Annotated in this window: 15 protein-coding genes; 4 read left to right on the forward strand and 11 right to left on the reverse strand. The window is 36.3% G+C overall.

Annotation, left to right across the window (positions count from 1 at the left end; translation table 11 throughout):
* The first annotated feature begins 20 nt into the window (after positions 1 to 20).
* Both holA and ES677_RS01175 read left to right on the forward strand, forming a co-directional pair.
* Positions 21 to 1,025 (forward strand): DNA polymerase III subunit delta, encoded by a 1,005-nt coding sequence (gene holA, locus ES677_RS01170; protein WP_148368591.1) that lies wholly within the window; start codon positions 21 to 23, stop codon positions 1,023 to 1,025.
* 139 nt (positions 1,026 to 1,164) lie between these two features.
* On the forward strand, positions 1,165 to 1,725 hold the full coding sequence (locus tag ES677_RS01175) for a type 1 glutamine amidotransferase domain-containing protein (RefSeq protein ID WP_148380177.1): 561 nt from the start codon (positions 1,165 to 1,167) through the stop codon (positions 1,723 to 1,725).
* 71 nt (positions 1,726 to 1,796) lie between these two features.
* Here the strand turns inward: ES677_RS01175 and ES677_RS01180 are convergent, their stop codons facing one another.
* The 10 genes from ES677_RS01180 to ES677_RS01225 form a co-directional block, all read right to left on the reverse strand.
* Positions 1,797 to 2,267 (reverse strand): hypothetical protein, encoded by a 471-nt coding sequence (locus tag ES677_RS01180; protein ID WP_148368590.1) that lies wholly within the window; start codon positions 2,265 to 2,267, stop codon positions 1,797 to 1,799.
* Between the two features lies 1 nt (position 2,268).
* Positions 2,269 to 2,535 carry a DUF202 domain-containing protein gene (locus ES677_RS01185; RefSeq protein ID WP_148380178.1) on the reverse strand — a complete coding sequence of 89 codons (267 nt, stop codon included), beginning with the start codon at positions 2,533 to 2,535 and terminating at the stop codon, positions 2,269 to 2,271.
* A 230-nt stretch (positions 2,536 to 2,765) separates the two neighbouring features.
* Positions 2,766 to 5,177, reverse strand: a complete 2,412-nt coding sequence (locus ES677_RS01190) for an alpha-ketoacid dehydrogenase subunit alpha/beta (protein ID WP_148380179.1) — start codon at positions 5,175 to 5,177, stop codon at positions 2,766 to 2,768.
* 283 nt (positions 5,178 to 5,460) lie between these two features.
* Positions 5,461 to 8,286, reverse strand: coding sequence for a gluzincin family metallopeptidase (locus ES677_RS01195; RefSeq protein WP_148380180.1), 2,826 nt, complete (start codon positions 8,284 to 8,286; stop codon positions 5,461 to 5,463).
* A 61-nt stretch (positions 8,287 to 8,347) separates the two neighbouring features.
* On the reverse strand, positions 8,348 to 9,037 hold the full coding sequence (locus ES677_RS01200) for an LOG family protein (RefSeq protein WP_148368586.1): 690 nt from the start codon (positions 9,035 to 9,037) through the stop codon (positions 8,348 to 8,350).
* Positions 9,038 to 9,209: 172 nt separating this feature from the next.
* Positions 9,210 to 9,377: a lmo0937 family membrane protein gene (locus ES677_RS01205; RefSeq protein WP_148368585.1), complete on the reverse strand. Its 168-nt coding sequence runs from the start codon at positions 9,375 to 9,377 to the stop codon at positions 9,210 to 9,212.
* Between the two features lie 95 nt (positions 9,378 to 9,472).
* Complete coding sequence (gene uvrA / locus ES677_RS01210; protein WP_148380181.1) at positions 9,473 to 12,304, reverse strand: excinuclease ABC subunit UvrA; 2,832 nt, start codon at positions 12,302 to 12,304, stop codon at positions 9,473 to 9,475.
* A 93-nt stretch (positions 12,305 to 12,397) separates the two neighbouring features.
* On the reverse strand, positions 12,398 to 13,123 hold the full coding sequence (locus tag ES677_RS01215) for a hypothetical protein (protein WP_148368583.1): 726 nt from the start codon (positions 13,121 to 13,123) through the stop codon (positions 12,398 to 12,400).
* Positions 13,124 to 13,258: 135 nt separating this feature from the next.
* Positions 13,259 to 14,953 (reverse strand): gamma-glutamyltransferase, encoded by a 1,695-nt coding sequence (gene ggt, locus ES677_RS01220; RefSeq protein ID WP_148380182.1) that lies wholly within the window; start codon positions 14,951 to 14,953, stop codon positions 13,259 to 13,261.
* On the reverse strand, positions 14,950 to 15,540 hold the full coding sequence (locus ES677_RS01225; RefSeq protein ID WP_148380183.1) for an acyl carrier protein phosphodiesterase: 591 nt from the start codon (positions 15,538 to 15,540) through the stop codon (positions 14,950 to 14,952). The genes ggt and ES677_RS01225 overlap by 4 nt, the downstream gene beginning before the upstream one ends.
* Positions 15,541 to 15,615: 75 nt before the next feature.
* On the opposite strand from ES677_RS01225, the gene glmM reads away from it, so the two are divergent.
* Positions 15,616 to 17,004: a phosphoglucosamine mutase gene (gene glmM, locus ES677_RS01230; RefSeq protein ID WP_148380184.1), complete on the forward strand. Its 1,389-nt coding sequence runs from the start codon at positions 15,616 to 15,618 to the stop codon at positions 17,002 to 17,004.
* Between the two features lie 81 nt (positions 17,005 to 17,085).
* On the opposite strand, the gene ES677_RS01235 is transcribed toward glmM, so the two are convergent.
* A complete protein-coding gene (locus tag ES677_RS01235) occupies positions 17,086 to 17,976 on the reverse strand; it encodes a lysophospholipid acyltransferase family protein (protein ID WP_148368579.1) in 891 nt (296 codons plus the stop codon).
* Between the two features lie 63 nt (positions 17,977 to 18,039).
* Here ES677_RS01235 and ES677_RS01240 point away from each other — a divergent pair, with 63 nt between their 5' ends.
* Positions 18,040 to 18,711 carry a rhomboid family intramembrane serine protease gene (locus tag ES677_RS01240; RefSeq protein WP_148368578.1) on the forward strand — a complete coding sequence of 224 codons (672 nt, stop codon included), beginning with the start codon at positions 18,040 to 18,042 and terminating at the stop codon, positions 18,709 to 18,711.
* Positions 18,712 to 18,732 lie beyond the last annotated feature (21 nt).

Genomic DNA, 18,732 nt, shown 5'->3' on the forward strand with positions numbered 1-18,732 from the left:
AATTTGGTGAATTTTTTTTAATGGACGAAGTTAAACAGTTAGTAACTGATATAAAAAAGAAAAACCTAAAACCTATTTATTTATTAATGGGTGAGGAGGCGTATTACATTGATAAGATCTCAGATTTTATTGAAGACACCGTATTAGCCGAAGAGGAAAAAGAATTTAATCAAATGGTGTTGTATGGTCGCGATGTTACCATAGACGATATCATAGGGCAAGCAAAACGCTACCCAATGATGTCTGATAAGCAGGTGATTATTGTAAAAGAAGCTCAAGATTTATCGCGAACCATAGACAAGTTAAACGATTATGCTAAAAACCCACAACTCTCTACAGTGTTGGTTTTGTGTTATAAATATAAGTCGGTAGATAAGCGTAAAGCGGTTTACAAAACCATAAAAAAAATGGGGGTTATTTACGAAAGTAAAAAATTATACGATAATCAGGTGCCAGATTGGATTCGCCGTGTGCTCTCTACAAAGGGCTATACGATAGACCCAAAGGCCTCGCAAATGCTAGTAGAGTTTTTAGGAACTGATTTAGGGAAAATAAACAACGAGTTAGAAAAACTGCAGATTGTGTTACCTAAAAACTCCGAAATTACACCATTGCATATCGAAGAAAATATAGGGATTAGTAAAGACTATAATAATTTCGAATTACGAAAAGCTATTGGAGCAAGAAACGATGTTAAGGCGTATATGATTATTAAGTACTTTGGCGAAAACCCAAAAGACAACCCTATGGTTGTTACGGTGTCTTTACTGTTTAATTTCTTTTCGCAGTTACTTCATTTACATGGAATGAGCGATAAATCGCCGAGAAATGTGGCGTCAGCATTAAAAGTGAATCCTTATTTTGTAAATGAATATATAGAGGCCGCCCGAAATTTCCCAATGCGAAAAGTGAGCGGAGTTATTGGTCGTCTTCGAGAATTTGATGTTAAAAGTAAAGGTGTCAATTCTAACGCTACGCCGCAAAAAGATTTATTAAAAGAAATGTTGTTTAACATATTGAATTAAAACATTCTGCGTTTAACTTTTCAAGCAGGCCTCTTAACACTTTATATTAAATTCTCGTTAAAATTATGCTGTAATTATTTGAAGTTTTGATTTCTAAGTATATTTAATAGGAATTAATACTAATCTTAAACATCAAAAAATGGAAAATTTAAATAAAAAAAAAGTCGCAATCTTAGCGACTAATGGATTTGAAGAAAGTGAATTAAGAGAACCTAGAAAAGCACTGGAAGACGCCGGAGCAGAAGTACATATTATCTCAGAAAAATCGGGAGAAATAAAGTCTTGGGCCGATGGAAATTGGGGAAAAGCATATAACGTGGACAAAACCTTGAACGACGTATCTCAAAGTGATTATAAGGCACTAATGTTACCGGGAGGGGTGATCAACCCAGATACGCTAAGACGAAATGAGAAAGCAATTGCCTTTATAAAATCGTTTTTTGAAAACCACAAACCTGTAGGAGCTATCTGTCACGCGCCTTGGTTATTAGCGGAAGCTGAAGTTTTAAAAGGGAGAAAAGTGACCTCTTACGGTTCTATTAAAACTGATATTGTTAATGCAGGTGCTAAATGGTACGATGAAGAAGTTGTGGTAGACGAAGGTTTAGTAACCAGTCGAGACCCTAACGATTTACCAGCTTTTAATGCTAAATTAATAGAGGAAATTTTCGAAGGGAAGCATTCAGGCCAAACACCATAATATAGCAAATAAATAAGGTCCTAAAAGCAAATCGAAATGATTTGCTTTTTTTATACCCCAATTTAAGTCGTTTACAAATCTTCAAGTTTTAAGTTAAAATCGTATTGTAAATCTTCGTGAAGTGCGGGGATTTTCTTTTTAATAATTACAATCTGCCTGTTGTAAATTAATAATAAGGTAGTATTGGTTTTTATAGAAGGTTTAAAAGCTTTTAGTTGTTCGCAAAAATAAATGAGAAGCTCTATTTCTGTTTCTTTCTGGCTAGAATAGCGCACATATTTCTTAATAATTCTCAGTATTTTCCGAACACTTTTTTTAATATAGAAATAACTGTTTGTGTTAATCTGCCGGAACTGTTCGCTTATTTCTTCTTTTATACTTTCAATATAATCGGCTTCATTTTGCGACGCGAAGAGTAAATAGGTGAGTAGCTCTTTGTTCTCTTTCTTAAAACGAGAGAGTCTTAAACACAAGTTCATTAAATCTTCTTGAGAGGTGTGTTTTAATTCGTCCTTAAGTTGTTTTACGGAAGCAGCTTTCATACTATTTATAGTGATTTCTAATAACTTTCTTAACGTACACCAAGCGTACAATGCCTACAATTAGTAGTACAGGCGAACAAAATAATAACACAACGCCAAACGACTTAATATCCGAAAACCATTCCAGTTTTAGAATCGTTATACCCGAGCCTAAAAACACAATAAAGGTTCTAAAATAGGCCAAAAAAGCACGTTCGTTCGCTAATTTTGTGCGCTCAATGGCTAACCAATCGCGAGTGGTTAATTGAGGGTTTTCTGTATTTTGCATTGTACTATGGACTATTGTTTGCCGTAAGATAATACGTTTAAAGATAATTTATAAATAGCTAATATATTTTAATAAAAACTAATTGTTGGCTAATTACAAAGAAATAATAAATGTAAACATCCCTTTTAAAAAGAATGGCAGTTTACAATCCGACTATTTTTTAACCAAAAAACCTTTCGAACTGAATGCGTTGAAAGGTTTTAGGTTGTTATATTTATTCGAAAGGTAACTTATCTTAATTTCGGAAAATCTTTAGGGTTAACTTCGTTCATTATTTCGTAAACCGCTTCAAAAATATCTTCGGCAGACGGTTTAGAGAAGTAATCTCCATCCGTTCCATAAGCTGGTCTGTGTGCTTTTGCTGTTAATGTTTTAGGTTGGCTATCTAAATGCTTATACCCGTTTTGTGTGTTTAACACTTCGTTTAATAAGTACGCCGAAGCTCCTCCAGGAACATCTTCATCAATCACCATTAAACGGTTTGTTTTTTGAAGACTTTTCACTACATCATGGTTTAAATCGAAAGGTAATAACGATTGTGCATCAATCACCTCAGCATTAATACCAACTTCTAGTAATTCTTTAGCGACTTGCTCTACAATTCTTAACGTAGAACCGTACGATAATAACGTAATATCAGAACCTTCTTTTACGGTTTCTACCACACCTATTGGTGTTGTAAACTCTCCGAAATTAGTCGGTAATTCTTCTTTTAGACGGTAGCCATTTAAACATTCTATAATAAGTGCAGGCTCATCACTTTGTAATAATGTGTTATAAAAACCAGCAGCTTTAGTCATATTTCGTGGCACTAAAACGTGTACACCTCTCACTAAGTTAATAATACCACCTAATGGGGAACCAGAGTGCCAGATACCTTCTAAACGGTGACCACGGGTACGTATAATTAGCGGGGCCTTTTGGCGTCCTTTGGTACGGTAGCGTAAGGTTGCTAAATCGTCACTTATAATCTGTAAAGCATATAAAATATAATCTAAATATTGAATTTCGGCAATCGGGCGTAAACCACGCATCGCCATTCCAATACCTTGACCTAAAATAGTCGCCTCTCTAATACCCACATCCGATACACGTAATTCGCCATACTTCTCTTGTAAACCTTCTAGACCTTGGTTAACATCGCCAATCGCTCCTGAATCTTCACCAAAAATTAGTGCTTCTGGATATTTACTAAATATAGCATCGAAGTTGTCTCTCATTACAATACGTGCATCTACTTCCTCAACATTGGAAGCGTATTGTGGTTTTACTTCTTTTACATTAATTACTGAAGAGGCTGTATCGTTTACTAAATTATTACTGAATTCAGGTTGAATTTTTACAAAGTAAGCGTTTATCCACTCTTGTAATTCTTGTTTTGCTGACGAGTTTTCGTTTAAAACATAACGCAAAATTTTACGAGCAGAAGACAGAATGTCTTTTCTGTTAGGTTCGCTAATTTCTGATAAATCGTTAACTATTTTTTCAATAAATGCTTTGTTAGAACTCGCTGAAGCTACTTTATTAAGTATCTCTAAGGCTTCTTTACGTTCGGCTTGAAAGGGCTCTATAAAAGCAGACCAAGCGGCTTTTTTACCGTCTCTTACTTGCTTTTTAATTGTTTTTTCTATGTCTTTTAGCTCCTCGTCTGTAGCAATACTACTAGCGATAACCCAAGATCTCATTTTTACATTACAATCGTTTTCTGTTTCCCATTCTAAACGCTCTTTATTCTTATAACGTTCGTGAGAGCCCGAAGTAGAGTGTCCTTGAGGTTGCGTTAATTCGCTAACGTGAATTAAAACAGGAACGTGCTCTTCTCTTGCTATTTTTGAAGCTTCTTGATACGTTGCCATTAAAGCAACATAATCCCAGCCTTTAACACGTAATATTTCGTAGCCATTAGTTCCTTCTTCACGTTGAAAACCGTTAAGAATAGTAGATATGTTTTCTTTGGTAGTTTGGTGTTTCGCGTGCACCGAAATGCCGTACTCGTCATCCCAAATACTCATTACCATCGGTACTTCTAAAACACCAGCGGCGTTAATAGTTTCGAAAAATAAGCCCTCACTAGTACTAGCGTTACCAATAGTACCCCAAGCGACTTCGTTACCGTTAACAGAAAAATTATCGGCAGCGATGCCTTCTACATTTCTATATATTTTTGAAGCTTGCGCTAAGCCCAATAAACGTGGCATTTGTCCCGCGGTAGGAGAAATATCTGCACTCGAGTTTTTTTGTTGTGTTAAGTTTTTCCAGTTTCCGTTTTCGTCTAAACTATGAGTTGTAAAGTGTCCACCCATTTGGCGCCCTCCAGACATTGGCTCTTGCTCTAAATTTGTGTTACCATACAATCCTGAAAAAAACTGCTCAATAGAAAGTTCTCCTATCCCCATCATAAAGGTTTGATCACGGTAGTAACCTGATCTAAAGTCGCCATTCTGAAACGCCTTAGCTAATGCTAATTGTGGGACTTCTTTACCGTCTCCAAAAATCCCGAATTTGGCTTTACCTGTAAGCACTTCTCGTCTTCCTAATAAGCTACATTCTCGACTGGTTACAGCGGTCTTATAATCGTTTAAAACTTGTGCTTTAAAGTCTTCAAAAGACATGTCCTTTTTTAAGTCTGATAATGTTTGCATAATATGTGTAGTTTTCTGCAAAATTAGGCAAAATTTATAAATTTCACAATACCTAAACGGGTCTAATTATTGCGAATTATGGCGCAAAAAGAGGTTTTTATTGCGATATTTTTACTAAATGCGATAAATCGCGATTTTCGCTAATAATATAATAATGAGTTTTTGTTTTGTGTTAGCGATAGTAGCGATATCCTTTTATTTTTTCCAAATAAAAGATTTAGCGTATAGCGCGGTGCTAATTTTTTTTAATTAGTAAACACCATAAATTTAAATAGTAACATACTTAATACCAGCGTCTAGTGAACAGTTTTAAGAGTGTGTTGGGCGATAGTGTAACGATAAAACGGATACTTTTATCGTACTCTGGTTGTGCAATTTCCCAGCCTTTATTAGAGTAAATAGGGAAGTACAATTCGAAATAATTTTCGACTAAATTTAAACGGATACCACTGTCGTAAACAAACTTAGGGCTCGTATCGTGATTTTTTAAGACACCGACATCGCCGTAAGCCATAATGTAACGCCAAATCGTGGTGCTGGTATTTACGGTAGAAATCCATTGGTTTGCAAATGGCGTCTCTAATTGTGATTTGAAACCACCTTCGGCAATTATTAATTGCTGACTTAATATGCCGGCTTCTTCTGTACGCCCTAAATAATCGTAGTCGAAGAGGTAATCTGTTGGGCGGTCTAGGGCAAAACTAAAGAAATTGGTGTCTTGATACGTTTTATTGTAAATAAAGGTACCAAAATAGGCACGCAGATTGTATTGGCGATTGTTTTCGGTAAGGGTTCTAAATTCTAAAGTGGTCGATAATTTGCCGAAATTTTGCGCGATTTGTAAATCAGTATTCCAAGAACTGTAGTTTTTTAAATTAGGATTCACCTCGGTATAGCTGGCGTTAAAAACGCTGTATTTTGGTTCGCCTTCCGTTTTAAATTCTCCCATTAAATCGATTTCACGATCGATATTTACGTATCTAAAATCGAGATATTTCTTTTTATTTTTGCGTAAATCGTCTGGGTTTCTAAATCTAAAACTTACGGACGGTGTAAAGGAAGTGTACGACAAGTTAGGCGCATAATTGTAGTATTCTCCACGAAGGGTATAGCGGGTAAAATAGTGATTGCTATCTTCTTTGCGATCGGCGTAACTAAAGTAGGCGCTACCCACTAATTGGTCGCTTTTAAAGGCGTATTTTGGACTAAATTTATATAGAAAATCTTTAGAGAGTACTGTTTTATTATACAGTTTTAAACCCGGTGAAAAACCGTCGTAAAAATTATACGCAAATTCTGGCATAAAGAAAATCTGACTGTAATCGGGGTCTTCAATGTCTTTAAATAATCGAAATTGAATAGGTTTATCTAGAAACGTATTAACGCGTTTCCAATTATTTCTAGTATTAACTTCTGGTATGATTTTGTTATAATTTATCGCTAAACGATCGGCATCGGAATTTGCTATAGTAATGGTTTTGCTATCTCGAAATCCAGAAATCCATTGTTGGGCAATTACGGAGTCGTTTTTTAGGGTGTATAAAGAAACTGGCATTTCGTTATCTCTGCGATTTTGTAAGGTTACCCGTAAGGAGTCACCTACTTTTTTAACGCGCTTTATTTTGAAGTCTATTTTTTCGCTGGTCGTTACGTAATCGTTGTAAAACCAATCGATATCTTTATCTGTGTTGTCTTTTAAGTAGGAAATAAAAGTTTCTGCATTTGTTGGCTTTAGGGCATTGTCTTTAAAAAACTCTTTAATTGCTTTTTCGCCAAGCGCGCTGTTTGTATAATCGTCTAAATAACGCAATCCAGCACCAGCTTTGTATTTGTTTGCAATGTTTTCGTTAAACTTAAGTAGGGAGTCTTTAGCCATACTAAGCGGTTGGTCTAAATGAGCTCTTGCCATATGAATATAGCCTAAGTTGTATTGGTCGTTAAATTTTAAATCGGCGGCGTGAAAGGCGCGAAGTCCCCAAATGTTTCCTAAAGTGCCTGTAAGTTTAATTTCGGGATAATAAATGTCTATATATTTTATTAATAAATACGTCTGAATCCCATCGATAACCCATTGCTCTTCTCTGGGATTGACAAGAACTGTGTTTTCTAGAAAATTTCGTAAACCTGTTTTTAGTAATTTTAATTCGTATTGAAAGGTGTCTGGAAATGGACGGATAAAACTTGGTAATAGGTTTAAGCCGTAAATAGGATCTCTTTTATAATCGATAGCCGTTAGTAATAGCTTCTCGTGTGGGTAATCTCCTAAATGATTACTGATAAAACCTGACACCTTATCGGAAGCTAAAACCATTTGGGTGGCTTTTAAACCCTCATTATCGATATTAGACTGAATGGTTAAGAAATCGGTTTCTACGGTTTTAAACGTATTTGCTTTGTTTAAGAATAATTTTGAATTGATTCTTTCCTCTCCTTCTAACAGTGTTGTTTTCTGTGCGTTATTAACCGTCGTTTCTACGGTGTTTAATTCGGAAATTAAAGTGTAGTCTTCTGGATACGTAAATTGCACCGTAATATTAGATTTTGGCACATAGGCATCGTTTAAATCTTTATTGCTAAAGTAGTGCCATTCGCCATCGAAAACAGCGGGTGTTATGTACCAAAATCTTAAATTATAATCATTAGTATCTGTAACGCCATACCTCGTAAATTTATCGTTAGGGATCTGTAGCGTGTACTTTAAACTAAGATGGTACGCCTTATTTGGCAATAGCGGTGTGCTTAATGCTACTGCAATAATATCTGGATTATTTTTTAATCGGTTGTAAGTAACCCCTTTGTTTTCAGCTGTAATTTCTGATAATACTGTAAATCCACGGTCTTCGTTTTTCGCGAAATGAAATGTATTCTTAAACTCTTCGGCAAATCGGGTAGCCAACGGTGTGTTTTTAGTTGAATAACTATGACTCCAATCGGTTAAATAAATAGTGTCTAAGGTTTTATTAGAATCGTTAAAATACGTCATGTTTTGCTCAATATGAATGCTTTTTGTTTCAACATCCAAATCGGCAGTAATAGCCATTGTATTCTGACCAATAGTAGTAATACTGAAAAATAGACACGCGAGTAGTGTGGTGTAAAAATATTTCAATGGGGTGTAGCGTTTTTTTTAGTAATAACGAAAAAATTAAGAGATTAGCATAGCATAATGATTAAAAGTTTGGACTTAAGCGGTACTCCTTGTAGAAATCGTCCAAAATCGTAACCACTTCATCTTCGGTGTCTACTAGATGTATTAAATCTAAATCGCCAGGACTCACGTTGGTAAATTTGTCTAAAACGGTCTTTTTTATCCAATCAATTAAGCCTTCCCAGAAATCTTTACCGACAAGAATAATAGGGAATTTTTCAATTTTATTGGTTTGAATAAGGGTAATCGCCTCAAAAAGTTCGTCTAAAGTACCGAAGCCTCCAGGCATTACAACAAAACCTTGCGAGTATTTTACAAACATAACTTTCCGTACAAAAAAGTAATCGAAATCTAAAGATTTGTCATTGTCGATGTAGGGGTTGTCATGCTGCTCGAAAGGAAGGTCTATATTTAAACCTACCGATATACCGTTGGCTAAGTGCGCCCCTTTGTTACCTGCTTCCATAATTCCTGGTCCACCACCAGTGATAACACCATAGCCCGCTTCGCAAATACGTTGTGCTATAGCCTCTGTAAGCTTATAATATTTATGATCGGGTTGCGTTCTTGCCGATCCAAAAATGGATACACAAGGCCCAATTTGACTCATTTTTTCAAATCCGTAAACGAACTCTCCCATAATTTTAAAAATGGCCCAAGAGTCGTTTGTTTTATTCTCATTCCAACCTTTGTGATGTTGTTCTTCTCTCATTTAATATAGTATTTGAATCGTGTTTATTTTGAATTGTTAAAAACAAATTTAATAGAATTTAGGACATAAAAAAGGTATTCAATTTTTTTTAAAAATTTATTTATTTTGGCGTCCGTTATGTCCCAAAAAAAACGAGCCATTTGGCTCGTTTTTGAACGTGTTTTATCTATTTTTATAATGGTTTACGTCCAGTAATTATATTGTATAGTATAACTATTACAGCTATTACTAATAATATGTGTATTAAATTGTTAGTTCCAATGCCTGGCATCACTCCTAAAAAACCTAGGAGCCAAACAATAATACAAATTACGGCTACAAGCCAAAGAATACCTCTCATAATATTTTGGTTTTAAGTTATGTTACTAATATAGTAAACAAAATTTTATGAGAACGTTAATTTTTTATCAAATAACTAATATATTAACGCAATAGTTATTGTAACTCTTTTTTCAGGAATTTTGCGGTGTAACTTTTCTTGTGTTTTGCAACGTGTTCTGGCGTGCCTTCTGTGATGATTTCACCGCCTCCTTTTCCGCCTTCGTAACCGATATCTATAATATGATCTACCGTTTTTATAACATCTATATTATGTTCAATAATTAGCACAGTATTGCCTTTATTGGCCAATTCGTTTAACACTATCATTAGCACTCTAATATCTTCAAAGTGAAGTCCTGTTGTGGGTTCATCTAGAATATAAAAGGTATTTCCGGTATCGCGTTTGCTTAATTCGGTAGCAAGTTTAATACGTTGGGCTTCACCACCGGATAAGGTTGTGCTTTGCTGCCCTAATGTAATATAACCTAAACCAACCTCTTGAATGGTTTTTAGTTTTCTATAAATCTTCGGAATGTTCTCAAAAAAGTCAACCCCTTCATTAATAGTCATATTTAAAACATCGCTGATGCTTTTACCTTTATAACGAATTTCTAAGGTTTCGCGATTAAAGCGTTTCCCTTGGCAGGTTTCGCATTCTACGTACACATCTGGAAGGAAATTCATTTCTATAACCCGTAAACCACCACCTTTACACGTTTCGCAACGTCCGCCGGAGACATTAAAACTAAAACGTCCGGGCTTGTAACCACGAATTAGTGCTTCGGGAATTTTTGCAAATAAACTTCTTATTTCTCCAAAAGTTCCTGTATAAGTTGCAGGATTACTTCGTGGTGTTCTACCAATGGGAGATTGATTAATATCGATTACTTTATCAATATGCTCTAAACCTTTAATGCTTTTATAGGGCATAGGTTTTTTTACGCCATTAAAATAATATGCGTTGAGAATAGGGTAGAGGGTTTCGTTAATTAAAGTCGACTTACCGCTTCCGGAAACGCCAGTAACGCCAATCATTTTTCCTAAAGGAAATTTAACCGATACGTTTTTTAAGTTGTTTCCTGTACAGCCTTTTAATTCAATAAAGTTGCCGTTTCCTTCACGGCGCTTTTTAGGGATTTCTATTTTTCGCGTACCATTAAGGTATTCGGCAGTTAGCGTGTGCTCTTTTAATAGTTGTTTTGGTGTTCCTTGACTTATAATTTCGCCACCATATTTTCCAGCGCGCGGTCCGATATCAATAACATGATCGGCACGTTCTATCATATCTTTGTCGTGTTCGACAACAATTACCGAGTTTCCAATATCGCGCAACGCAATTAATGAGTTGATTAGTTTTTCGTTATCGCGTTGATGTAAACCAATACTTGGTTCGTCGAGAATATATAACACACCCACTAATTGCGAACCAATTTGAGTCGCTAATCGAATACGCTGTGCCTCGCCACCAGATAGTGATTTCGAGCTTCGGTTTAGGGATAAATAATCTAAACCAACATCGAGTAAAAACTGAAGTCTAGCTTTAATTTCCTTAATCACTTCCTCTCCAATTTTAAGCTGTTTCTCTGTTAGATTTTTGCTTAGCGTATCAAACCATTCCGCCAAATCTACAATGTCTTTACTGGCTAATTGTGCAATATTCTCACCATTCACTTTAAAATATAAAGATTCTTTACGTAAACGCGCACCTTTGCACACCGGACATTCTACTTTGTCCATATACTCTTTAGCCCAACGTTGTAAAGATTTAGATTCAGCAGTGTTGTATTGGTTCTCGATAAAATTAGCAATCCCTTCAAAATCTATTTTGTAATCTCTGGCGATGCCAAGCGTTTTACTGTCGACTGTAAATTTCTCGTTACCACCGTATAAAATAATTTTTTTAGCTTCTTCGGGAATGGATTTATAAGGATCGGTTAATTTAAAATTATAGCGCTGTGCAATAATTTCTAATTGCTTGAAAATCCAACTTTTTTTCTCTGGACCTTGCGGCGCTAATGCTCCGTTTTTTATCGATAAGCTGTCGTCGGGAACAATTTTATTTTCATTGACCTGATAGAGGTCGCCAATACCACTACAATTGCTACAGGCTCCTTTTGGAGAGTTGAATGAAAAATTATTAGGTTCTGGATTGGGATACGAAATACCAGAACTTGGGCACATTAAGTTTCGGCTAAAATAACGTGCTTCTTGCGTGTCTTGATCGATTACTAAAAGCACATCGTCGCCGTGATACATTGCCGTATTAATGGTCTCGCTTAAGCGTTTGTCATTTTCTGTTGTATCGTCTATTTTAAGTCTATCGATTACAATTTCAATGTCGTGCATTTTGTAACGATCCAGCTTCATTCCTTTTTTAAGGTCTACAATTTCGCCATCTGTTCTTACTTTTACAAACCCTTGTTTTGCAATTTGCTCGAATAATTCGCGATAGTGTCCTTTACGAGAACGGACCACAGGTGCTAGAATATTAATGCGTTTACCTTTAAAATCGGTTATAATTAATTCTTTGATTTGCTCATCGTTATAGCTCACCATTTTATCGCCTGTATTGTAACTGTAAGCATCGCTGGCACGCGCATATAATAGACGTAAAAAGTCGTAAATTTCGGTAATCGTACCCACTGTGGAACGCGGTGACTTACTTGTTGTTTTTTGCTCGATAGCAATAACAGGCGAAAGTCCGTCAATTTTATCCACATCGGGGCGCTCTAATCCGCCAAGGAATTGCCTCGCATACGCCGAAAATGTTTCAATATAACGACGCTGTCCTTCAGCATAAATAGTATCGAAGGCTAAAGACGATTTTCCACTTCCTGACAACCCTGTAATAACTACAAGTTTTTCTCTAGGAATGGTAACATCTATATTTTTTAAGTTATGTACTCTGGCACCTTGTACCTCAATATTATCTTCAAAATTGGTCATAAAATAGCTGTTTTGCCTCAAATTTTAGCAAGATGGCAAAGATACAATTTTTGCCAATGGTTTTGAAATGGAATACGTTAGGTTTTTCTTAAACTACATTGATGCGTCGTTGGGTGTTGTTTTAATATTTTCTAATTCAATACCCAAGACTAACATTTTATGAAAGGTTGGTAAAACGGCACCGGTCTCTGTGGTCGTCCAATCGTTCCAAGAGGCTTCTAGCCCGTTGATAGGTAAAACATCGACCCACATTTGAAAATGAGTAGGCTTCCCGGAATCGTCTAGATGCCACAAATACGAATCTCCAGGCGTTGTGCCACCAGAATTATAGGTAACCAACAACGCTTTCTTAGAGTTTTCTAAAGTAACAATTTTTCGGGTTACGCCGGGATCGAACACTTTGTAAGGTGCAACCAACCAAAAGGAATCGTTATTAAAGTATTTGGTTGCTTGTTCAATATATTGGTGCTTGTCGTCACCTTCAATTTTTACATTATTTTTAAATACCTCACTTTGCGATGGTGTGCCTAAATCTAGACTTACTTTATAGTCTTTCCATAAAACTTCACACGTATTTTTGGCTTTATTCCACTTAAAATGATGACGTCTTTTAAAGGTCCATTCTATATAATCGGTGTTTTTATAAGCTTCATAATTTAATTCATCCAGCATACGCTCTGCTAAAACATTGGCTTGTTCGTTTTCTATTCCCGTTGGGAGTTTTTCGTTGTATTTAAGGTATACAAAGCCAAAAAGAAGCAGCGAAGGCAAAGTGAAAAATATAATTATTCCGATGACTATTTTTAATCCTTTTTTCATTGACGTTTATTTTTATAGCGTTGATTTAAATCTGAATAGATTCTGATTTGTAACTGTAAATTTAAATAGATTTTTCGTTTGAAAGCCTTTAATACGCTTCAAATTAATCTTAAGCGGAGTCTGTACATTATGTTTTTAAAACCCAGCAGCTGCATCGTCGCCTCGTTTATCTGCACCACCTTCTAATGTGCCATTGTCTAATACTAAAACGCCATCTACTTTTCCTATAACTGGCGTTCGCGTTTCGTTAGTTATATATCCTTTTTCGTTTAGCTCTTTAATAATAGCCCCTGAAAAACTATGCGGTTCCATTCGTATTTCGTCTGGTAACCATTGGTGGTGAAAACGCGGCGCATTCACCGCATCTTGCATCGTCATTTTATACTCGTGAACGTTTAAAATAGTTTGTAATACCGATGTTATAATCGTCGACCCACCCGGTGTACCCACACTCATAAGTAGTTTGCCGTCTTTTTCTACAATGGTTGGCGTCATTGTGCTAAGCATTCTTTTTTCGGGGAGAATAGCATTTGCTTCGGCACCAATTAAACCATAGACATTTGGGACACCCGGTTTACTAGAAAAATCGTCCATTTCATTGTTTAAAAAGAAGCCCAATTCACTACAATATAATTTAGAACCGTACCCCGAGTTTAAAGTGGTCGTTACGGAAATAGCATTACCAAACTGATCGACAATAGAATAGTGCGTGGTTTCGTCACTTTCGATAATATCTACTTTACCATGTTCTATTTCGGTTGACGGTGTTGCTTTTTCAAATGAAAAGGTAGCCATTCGGTCTTTTAAATACGCCTCACTAATCAGTTGGTCTTGAGGTATGGTTACAAAATCAGGATCTCCTAAATAGTAACTTCTATCGGCATAGGCACGGCGTTCAGCTTCGGCAATCACTTGAATGGCTTTTACCGAGTTATGGCCCATCGCCTCTAAATCGAAAGGCGCGATAGATTTCATTATTTGTCCTAAAGCAATACCACCACTCGACGGCGGCGACATAGAAATAATGCGTAGATCATCGTAATTAAAAGTGACTGGTGTACGCCATTTGGCATCGTATTTTGCTAAGTCGTCTTCCGTAATAATACTGCCATTCTCTTTAAGAAAACGAACTAATGTTTTTGCAATGTCCCCTTTATAAAAAGCATCGGGTCCCTTTAGCATTATCGTTTCGAGTGTTTTTGCTAGATTTGGGTAAGCTATAGTGTCGTGTACTTTCCAATGTTTCGCTAAGTGAATGGTATCGGTATTCGTTACTAAAAAATCGTTGCGTTTTTCGTTTAAACGCGCTTCTTGTTTTTCGGTAACGACAACCCCTCTTTTTGCAAGAGCGATTACCGGTGTCAAGATGGTCTTTATAGGTAGCGTTCCAAACTTTTCGTGCGCTGCAAATACGCCGGCGATTGTACCGGGCACACCCACGGCCAGAGCACCACGTGTACTTAATTCTGGAATGACGTCTCCGTTTTTATCTAAATACATATTTGTAGTTGCGGCCGACGGTGCTTTTTCTCTATAATCTAACGCACCGATATCTCCATTATTTAGTCGGTAGACCATAAAACCACCACCACCAATATTCCCGGCGTAGGGATAGGCAACAGCCAAAGCGAGTTCGGTGGCCATCATAGCGTCGAAAGCATTTCCACCGTCTTCTAAAATACGTTTTCCGATCTCTGAAGCTTCAACGCGGGCAGATACTACCATTGCTTTTTCTCCAATAACACCACGTGTATTCGTGGTGTTGTCCGTTGTGGTTTTACACGACCAAATAGTTAGTACGCTTAAAATTAGTAGGTAGTGTTTTTTCATTCTTGTAATCTCTTTAATTGTTCTGCTGAAAACGCAATAAGCTCCTCAAAGAAAGCCGTAAACTCCTCTTCAAATTCATCATAAAACTCTATGAGCTCGTTTACGGCTAAATTCATTTGTGCTTTATTTTTTGTTCGTCTATTCATTCCCTCTAATGTTTGGGAAATTCCTTCGATATTGGCATAGTTTAAAATCCAATTATCGGCCATCATATAAGGCATCATATTTGTGATGCGGGTAGGCAGTGCCTCGGTATTATTGTTAAGTAGTGTATAAAAATCATCGACATAGTCTGCTAGCGGCACGTTAGAGTAACGCGACCAGTTTTTTGCTAGAAAATGATCGTATAAAATATCTACGATAATGCCCGAGTAGTGTCCATAATTTTTATGCAGTTTTTTGGTGCTTAATCTTACGGTTTTATGCGCATCGGTAAAGGTATCGATTTGGCGGTGTAATAAAATACCTGTTTTAATATCCTCTGGATAATCGCGATACTTTTTACCGCGAATACCATCGGCAATAAAATTACCTATAGTAACGCCATCGTTATCCCCTGAGAGGTAAATGTGTGCTAGAAAATTCATTGTGTGAAATTACGAATTAGGAGCTGACTAAAACAATTTTGAAATGTTATATTTGTAATAAAACTAACATACTTTATGACACTTATAAAATCAATTTCAGGAATAAGAGGGACTATTGGCGGGAGAGTAGGTGAGAATTTAACGCCTATAGATGCTGTAAAATATGCTGCCGCTTATGGTACGTGGATAAAACAACAATTAAATAAAGACAGTTATCGCGTGGTGGTGGGGCGTGATGCACGGCTATCTGGTGAAATGATTCAGAATTTAGTAATGCAAACGCTGGTAGGTTTAGGGATTCATGTTATTGATTTAGGCTTATCGACCACACCAACCGTAGAAATTGCTGTGCCTTTAGAGCACGCTGATGGCGGAATTATATTAACGGCGAGTCACAATCCAAAAGAATGGAACGCTTTAAAATTACTGAATGCAAAAGGTGAGTTTTTAGATGCTGTTGAAGGTGCTAAAATATTAGCCTTGGCAGAATCGGATGCGATGCAATTTGCAGCAGTGGACGACTTAGGAAAGATTACAAAAAACGCGGCGTATATCGATATTCATATTGATTCGGTTTTAGATTTAAAAGTAGTGAATACCGATGCTATCGCGAAAGCTAATTTTAAAGTGGTTGTAGATGGCGTAAATTCTACTGGTGGTATTGCTATTCCATTATTATTAGAACGTTTGGAAGTGGAAGCCGTAAAATTATACTGTGAGCCTACCGGGCATTTTCCGCATAACCCAGAACCTTTAAAAGAACATTTAACCGACTTGTCTGAAGCTGTTAAAAAAGCCCACGCCGATTTTGGTATTGTAGTAGACCCAGACGTGGATCGTTTAGCATTTGTAGATGAAAATGGCGAGATGTTTGGAGAGGAGTATACTTTGGTGGCTTGTGCTGATTATGTATTGAGTAAAACCCCAGGTAATACGGTAAGTAATATGAGTTCTACGCGAGCACTTCGCGATGTTACGGAAAAGCACGGTGGTACTTATGAAGCGAGTGCGGTTGGCGAGGTGAATGTTGTCGATGTAATGAAAAAAAATAATGCGGTTATTGGTGGTGAAGGTAATGGCGGAATTATCTATCCAGAATCGCACTACGGAAGAGATGCCTTAGTAGGGGTTGCGCTTTTTTTGAGTTTATTAGCTGAAAAGAAAATGGCTGTTAGCGAATTGCGCAAAACGTACACAAGCTATTTTATGAGTAAAAAGAAGATTGCCTTAACTCCAGAAATTGATGTGGATGCTTTATTAGTGGCAATCACCGAAAAGTATAAAAACGAAAACCTTACAACTATAGATGGTGTAAAAATTGACTTTGCCGATAATTGGGTGCATTTACGTAAAAGTAACACAGAGCCTATAATTAGAGTTTATACAGAAGCAAAATCGCAAGAATTAGCCGATACGTTAGCCGATAATATGATTGCAGAATTACACGCTATAGTAAAGGCGTAGTAAAATAAAAAATGAGTAAAATTGTAATTGCTTACGCCATTTTACTCAAATTATACAGAATACAAGTGTCTCTAGTGTTTTTTATTGAAACTCTGGCGGCACTTTATCTCTATGTTTCCAACGTTTATGCGTCCATAGATAATAGTGTGGATCGGCGTAAATTTGCTCTTCGGTGAGTTTTAAGAATTTATCTGTAATTTCATAATCCTTAAAGTCATTAGGCTGTACTGCCAATGTTGTAAACGTGGTTTCGTAGTAGCCTCTTTTAACACGTTTAACTCCAAAATACACCACTGACATATCAAAACGTTTCGCTAGTAATTCGGCACCCGTATGTACAGGAACTTTAATACCCATAAAATTTTGCCAATGGTGCGCCTTGTAAGGTTTTGGTGATTGATCGGATACAAAACCGTTTATTGTTAATTCGTTGTTTCTCTTAGCAGTAAGAAGTGCTTCGGCAGTTTCTTTAGTCGTAATTAAATACGAGTTAAACTTAGCACGAATTCGTTTAACTAATTTATCGAAATACGGATTTCCTAAACGTTTATAAACCGCATAGCCTTTAGATTTTACATAGGTCTGTAAGACAAAAATCCATTCCCAGCTGCCATAATGAGCGCACATTAATATAACGCTTCGGTTGTTTTCTTCGTGTTGTTTTAATTCTTCTATATTAGTGAAGGTAAATCGTTTTTGCATTTCCTTTTTAGAAATGGTCAATGATTTTAGGGCTTCGACAATCATATCACATAAATGATGATAGAATTTGCGCATAATTTCTTTAATCTCAACGTCTGATTTTTCAGGAAATACCAGACTTAAATTTTCTTTAACGACAGCTGCTCTGTAACCGAAAATTTTGTAGACAAAAAAGTATAATACATCTGAAAATGCGTATAGTAACTTAAAAGGAAGCATAGAAATTAACCATAGTAATGGATAAACTATAATATAGACTAGAAATTGCATTAAATAGGTTTAGTTTTACAAACGCAAATATATGTTATATTTGAAACAAACGTAAAGGAATAAATGGGCAATTTAAATAGCATTACAATTATGCTTATTGCAGCAAATGCAATATTTTCATATAAAGGATTTAACAATTACGCTTTTTTCGAGAAGTTCAAATTCGATATCGGAGCCATTCAACGCGGACAAAAATATAGAATGGTGAGTTCTGGATTTTTACATACTAACCCAGCTCACTTATTTATGAATATGTTTGGGTTGTTTTTATTTGCAGATCAAGTTATTGCTGGTGTCGGCGAGATTGGTTTTCTAATCGTGTATTTTGGTAGTTTGCTTGCTGGAAGTCTACTGTCGTTATATTTTAATAAAAACGATTACAATTATACGGCAGTTGGCGCAAGTGGCGCGGTGACCGGGGTATTGTATTCGGCTATTGTTTTGGGACCAGAATTAAAATACTATTTTATATTCTTACCGTCGCGCATAGGGAGTTTCGATTTAGGTATAAAAGGCTACCTTTTAGGAATAGGCTATATGCTGTATACTATTTATGCAATGAAAAAGAAAACGGATAATGTTGGTCACGATGCCCATTTTGGTGGCGCAATTGGCGGTTATGTGTTTACTTTGTTATTAGCAAGCTCGTTGCTAACGGTAAACTTAACCGTAACATTATTATTGGCGTTACCGATTGTTATTTTATTTGTTATGAAGAAAGCAGGGAAATTATAAGTATAAAAAAAGCCTACAACT

The organism is Bizionia gelidisalsuginis, assembly GCF_008086185.1.
GTDB classification, from domain to species: domain Bacteria; phylum Bacteroidota; class Bacteroidia; order Flavobacteriales; family Flavobacteriaceae; genus Bizionia; species Bizionia saleffrena.

Coding starts and splice junctions, on each gene's coding strand:
- holA (WP_148368591.1), top strand. CDS start 21: ATGGACGAAGTTAAACAGTTAGTAACTGATATAAAAAAGAAAAACCTA.
- ES677_RS01175 (WP_148380177.1), top strand. CDS start 1,165: ATGGAAAATTTAAATAAAAAAAAAGTCGCAATCTTAGCGACTAATGGA.
- ES677_RS01180 (WP_148368590.1), bottom strand. CDS start 2,267: ATGAAAGCTGCTTCCGTAAAACAACTTAAGGACGAATTAAAACACACC.
- ES677_RS01185 (WP_148380178.1), bottom strand. CDS start 2,535: ATGCAAAATACAGAAAACCCTCAATTAACCACTCGCGATTGGTTAGCC.
- ES677_RS01190 (WP_148380179.1), bottom strand. CDS start 5,177: ATGCAAACATTATCAGACTTAAAAAAGGACATGTCTTTTGAAGACTTT.
- ES677_RS01200 (WP_148368586.1), bottom strand. CDS start 9,037: ATGAGAGAAGAACAACATCACAAAGGTTGGAATGAGAATAAAACAAAC.
- ES677_RS01205 (WP_148368585.1), bottom strand. CDS start 9,377: ATGAGAGGTATTCTTTGGCTTGTAGCCGTAATTTGTATTATTGTTTGG.
- uvrA (WP_148380181.1), bottom strand. CDS start 12,304: ATGACCAATTTTGAAGATAATATTGAGGTACAAGGTGCCAGAGTACAT.
- ES677_RS01215 (WP_148368583.1), bottom strand. CDS start 13,123: ATGAAAAAAGGATTAAAAATAGTCATCGGAATAATTATATTTTTCACT.
- ggt (WP_148380182.1), bottom strand. CDS start 14,953: ATGAAAAAACACTACCTACTAATTTTAAGCGTACTAACTATTTGGTCG.
- ES677_RS01225 (WP_148380183.1), bottom strand. CDS start 15,540: ATGAATTTTCTAGCACACATTTACCTCTCAGGGGATAACGATGGCGTT.
- glmM (WP_148380184.1), top strand. CDS start 15,616: ATGACACTTATAAAATCAATTTCAGGAATAAGAGGGACTATTGGCGGG.
- ES677_RS01235 (WP_148368579.1), bottom strand. CDS start 17,976: ATGCAATTTCTAGTCTATATTATAGTTTATCCATTACTATGGTTAATT.
- ES677_RS01240 (WP_148368578.1), top strand. CDS start 18,040: ATGGGCAATTTAAATAGCATTACAATTATGCTTATTGCAGCAAATGCA.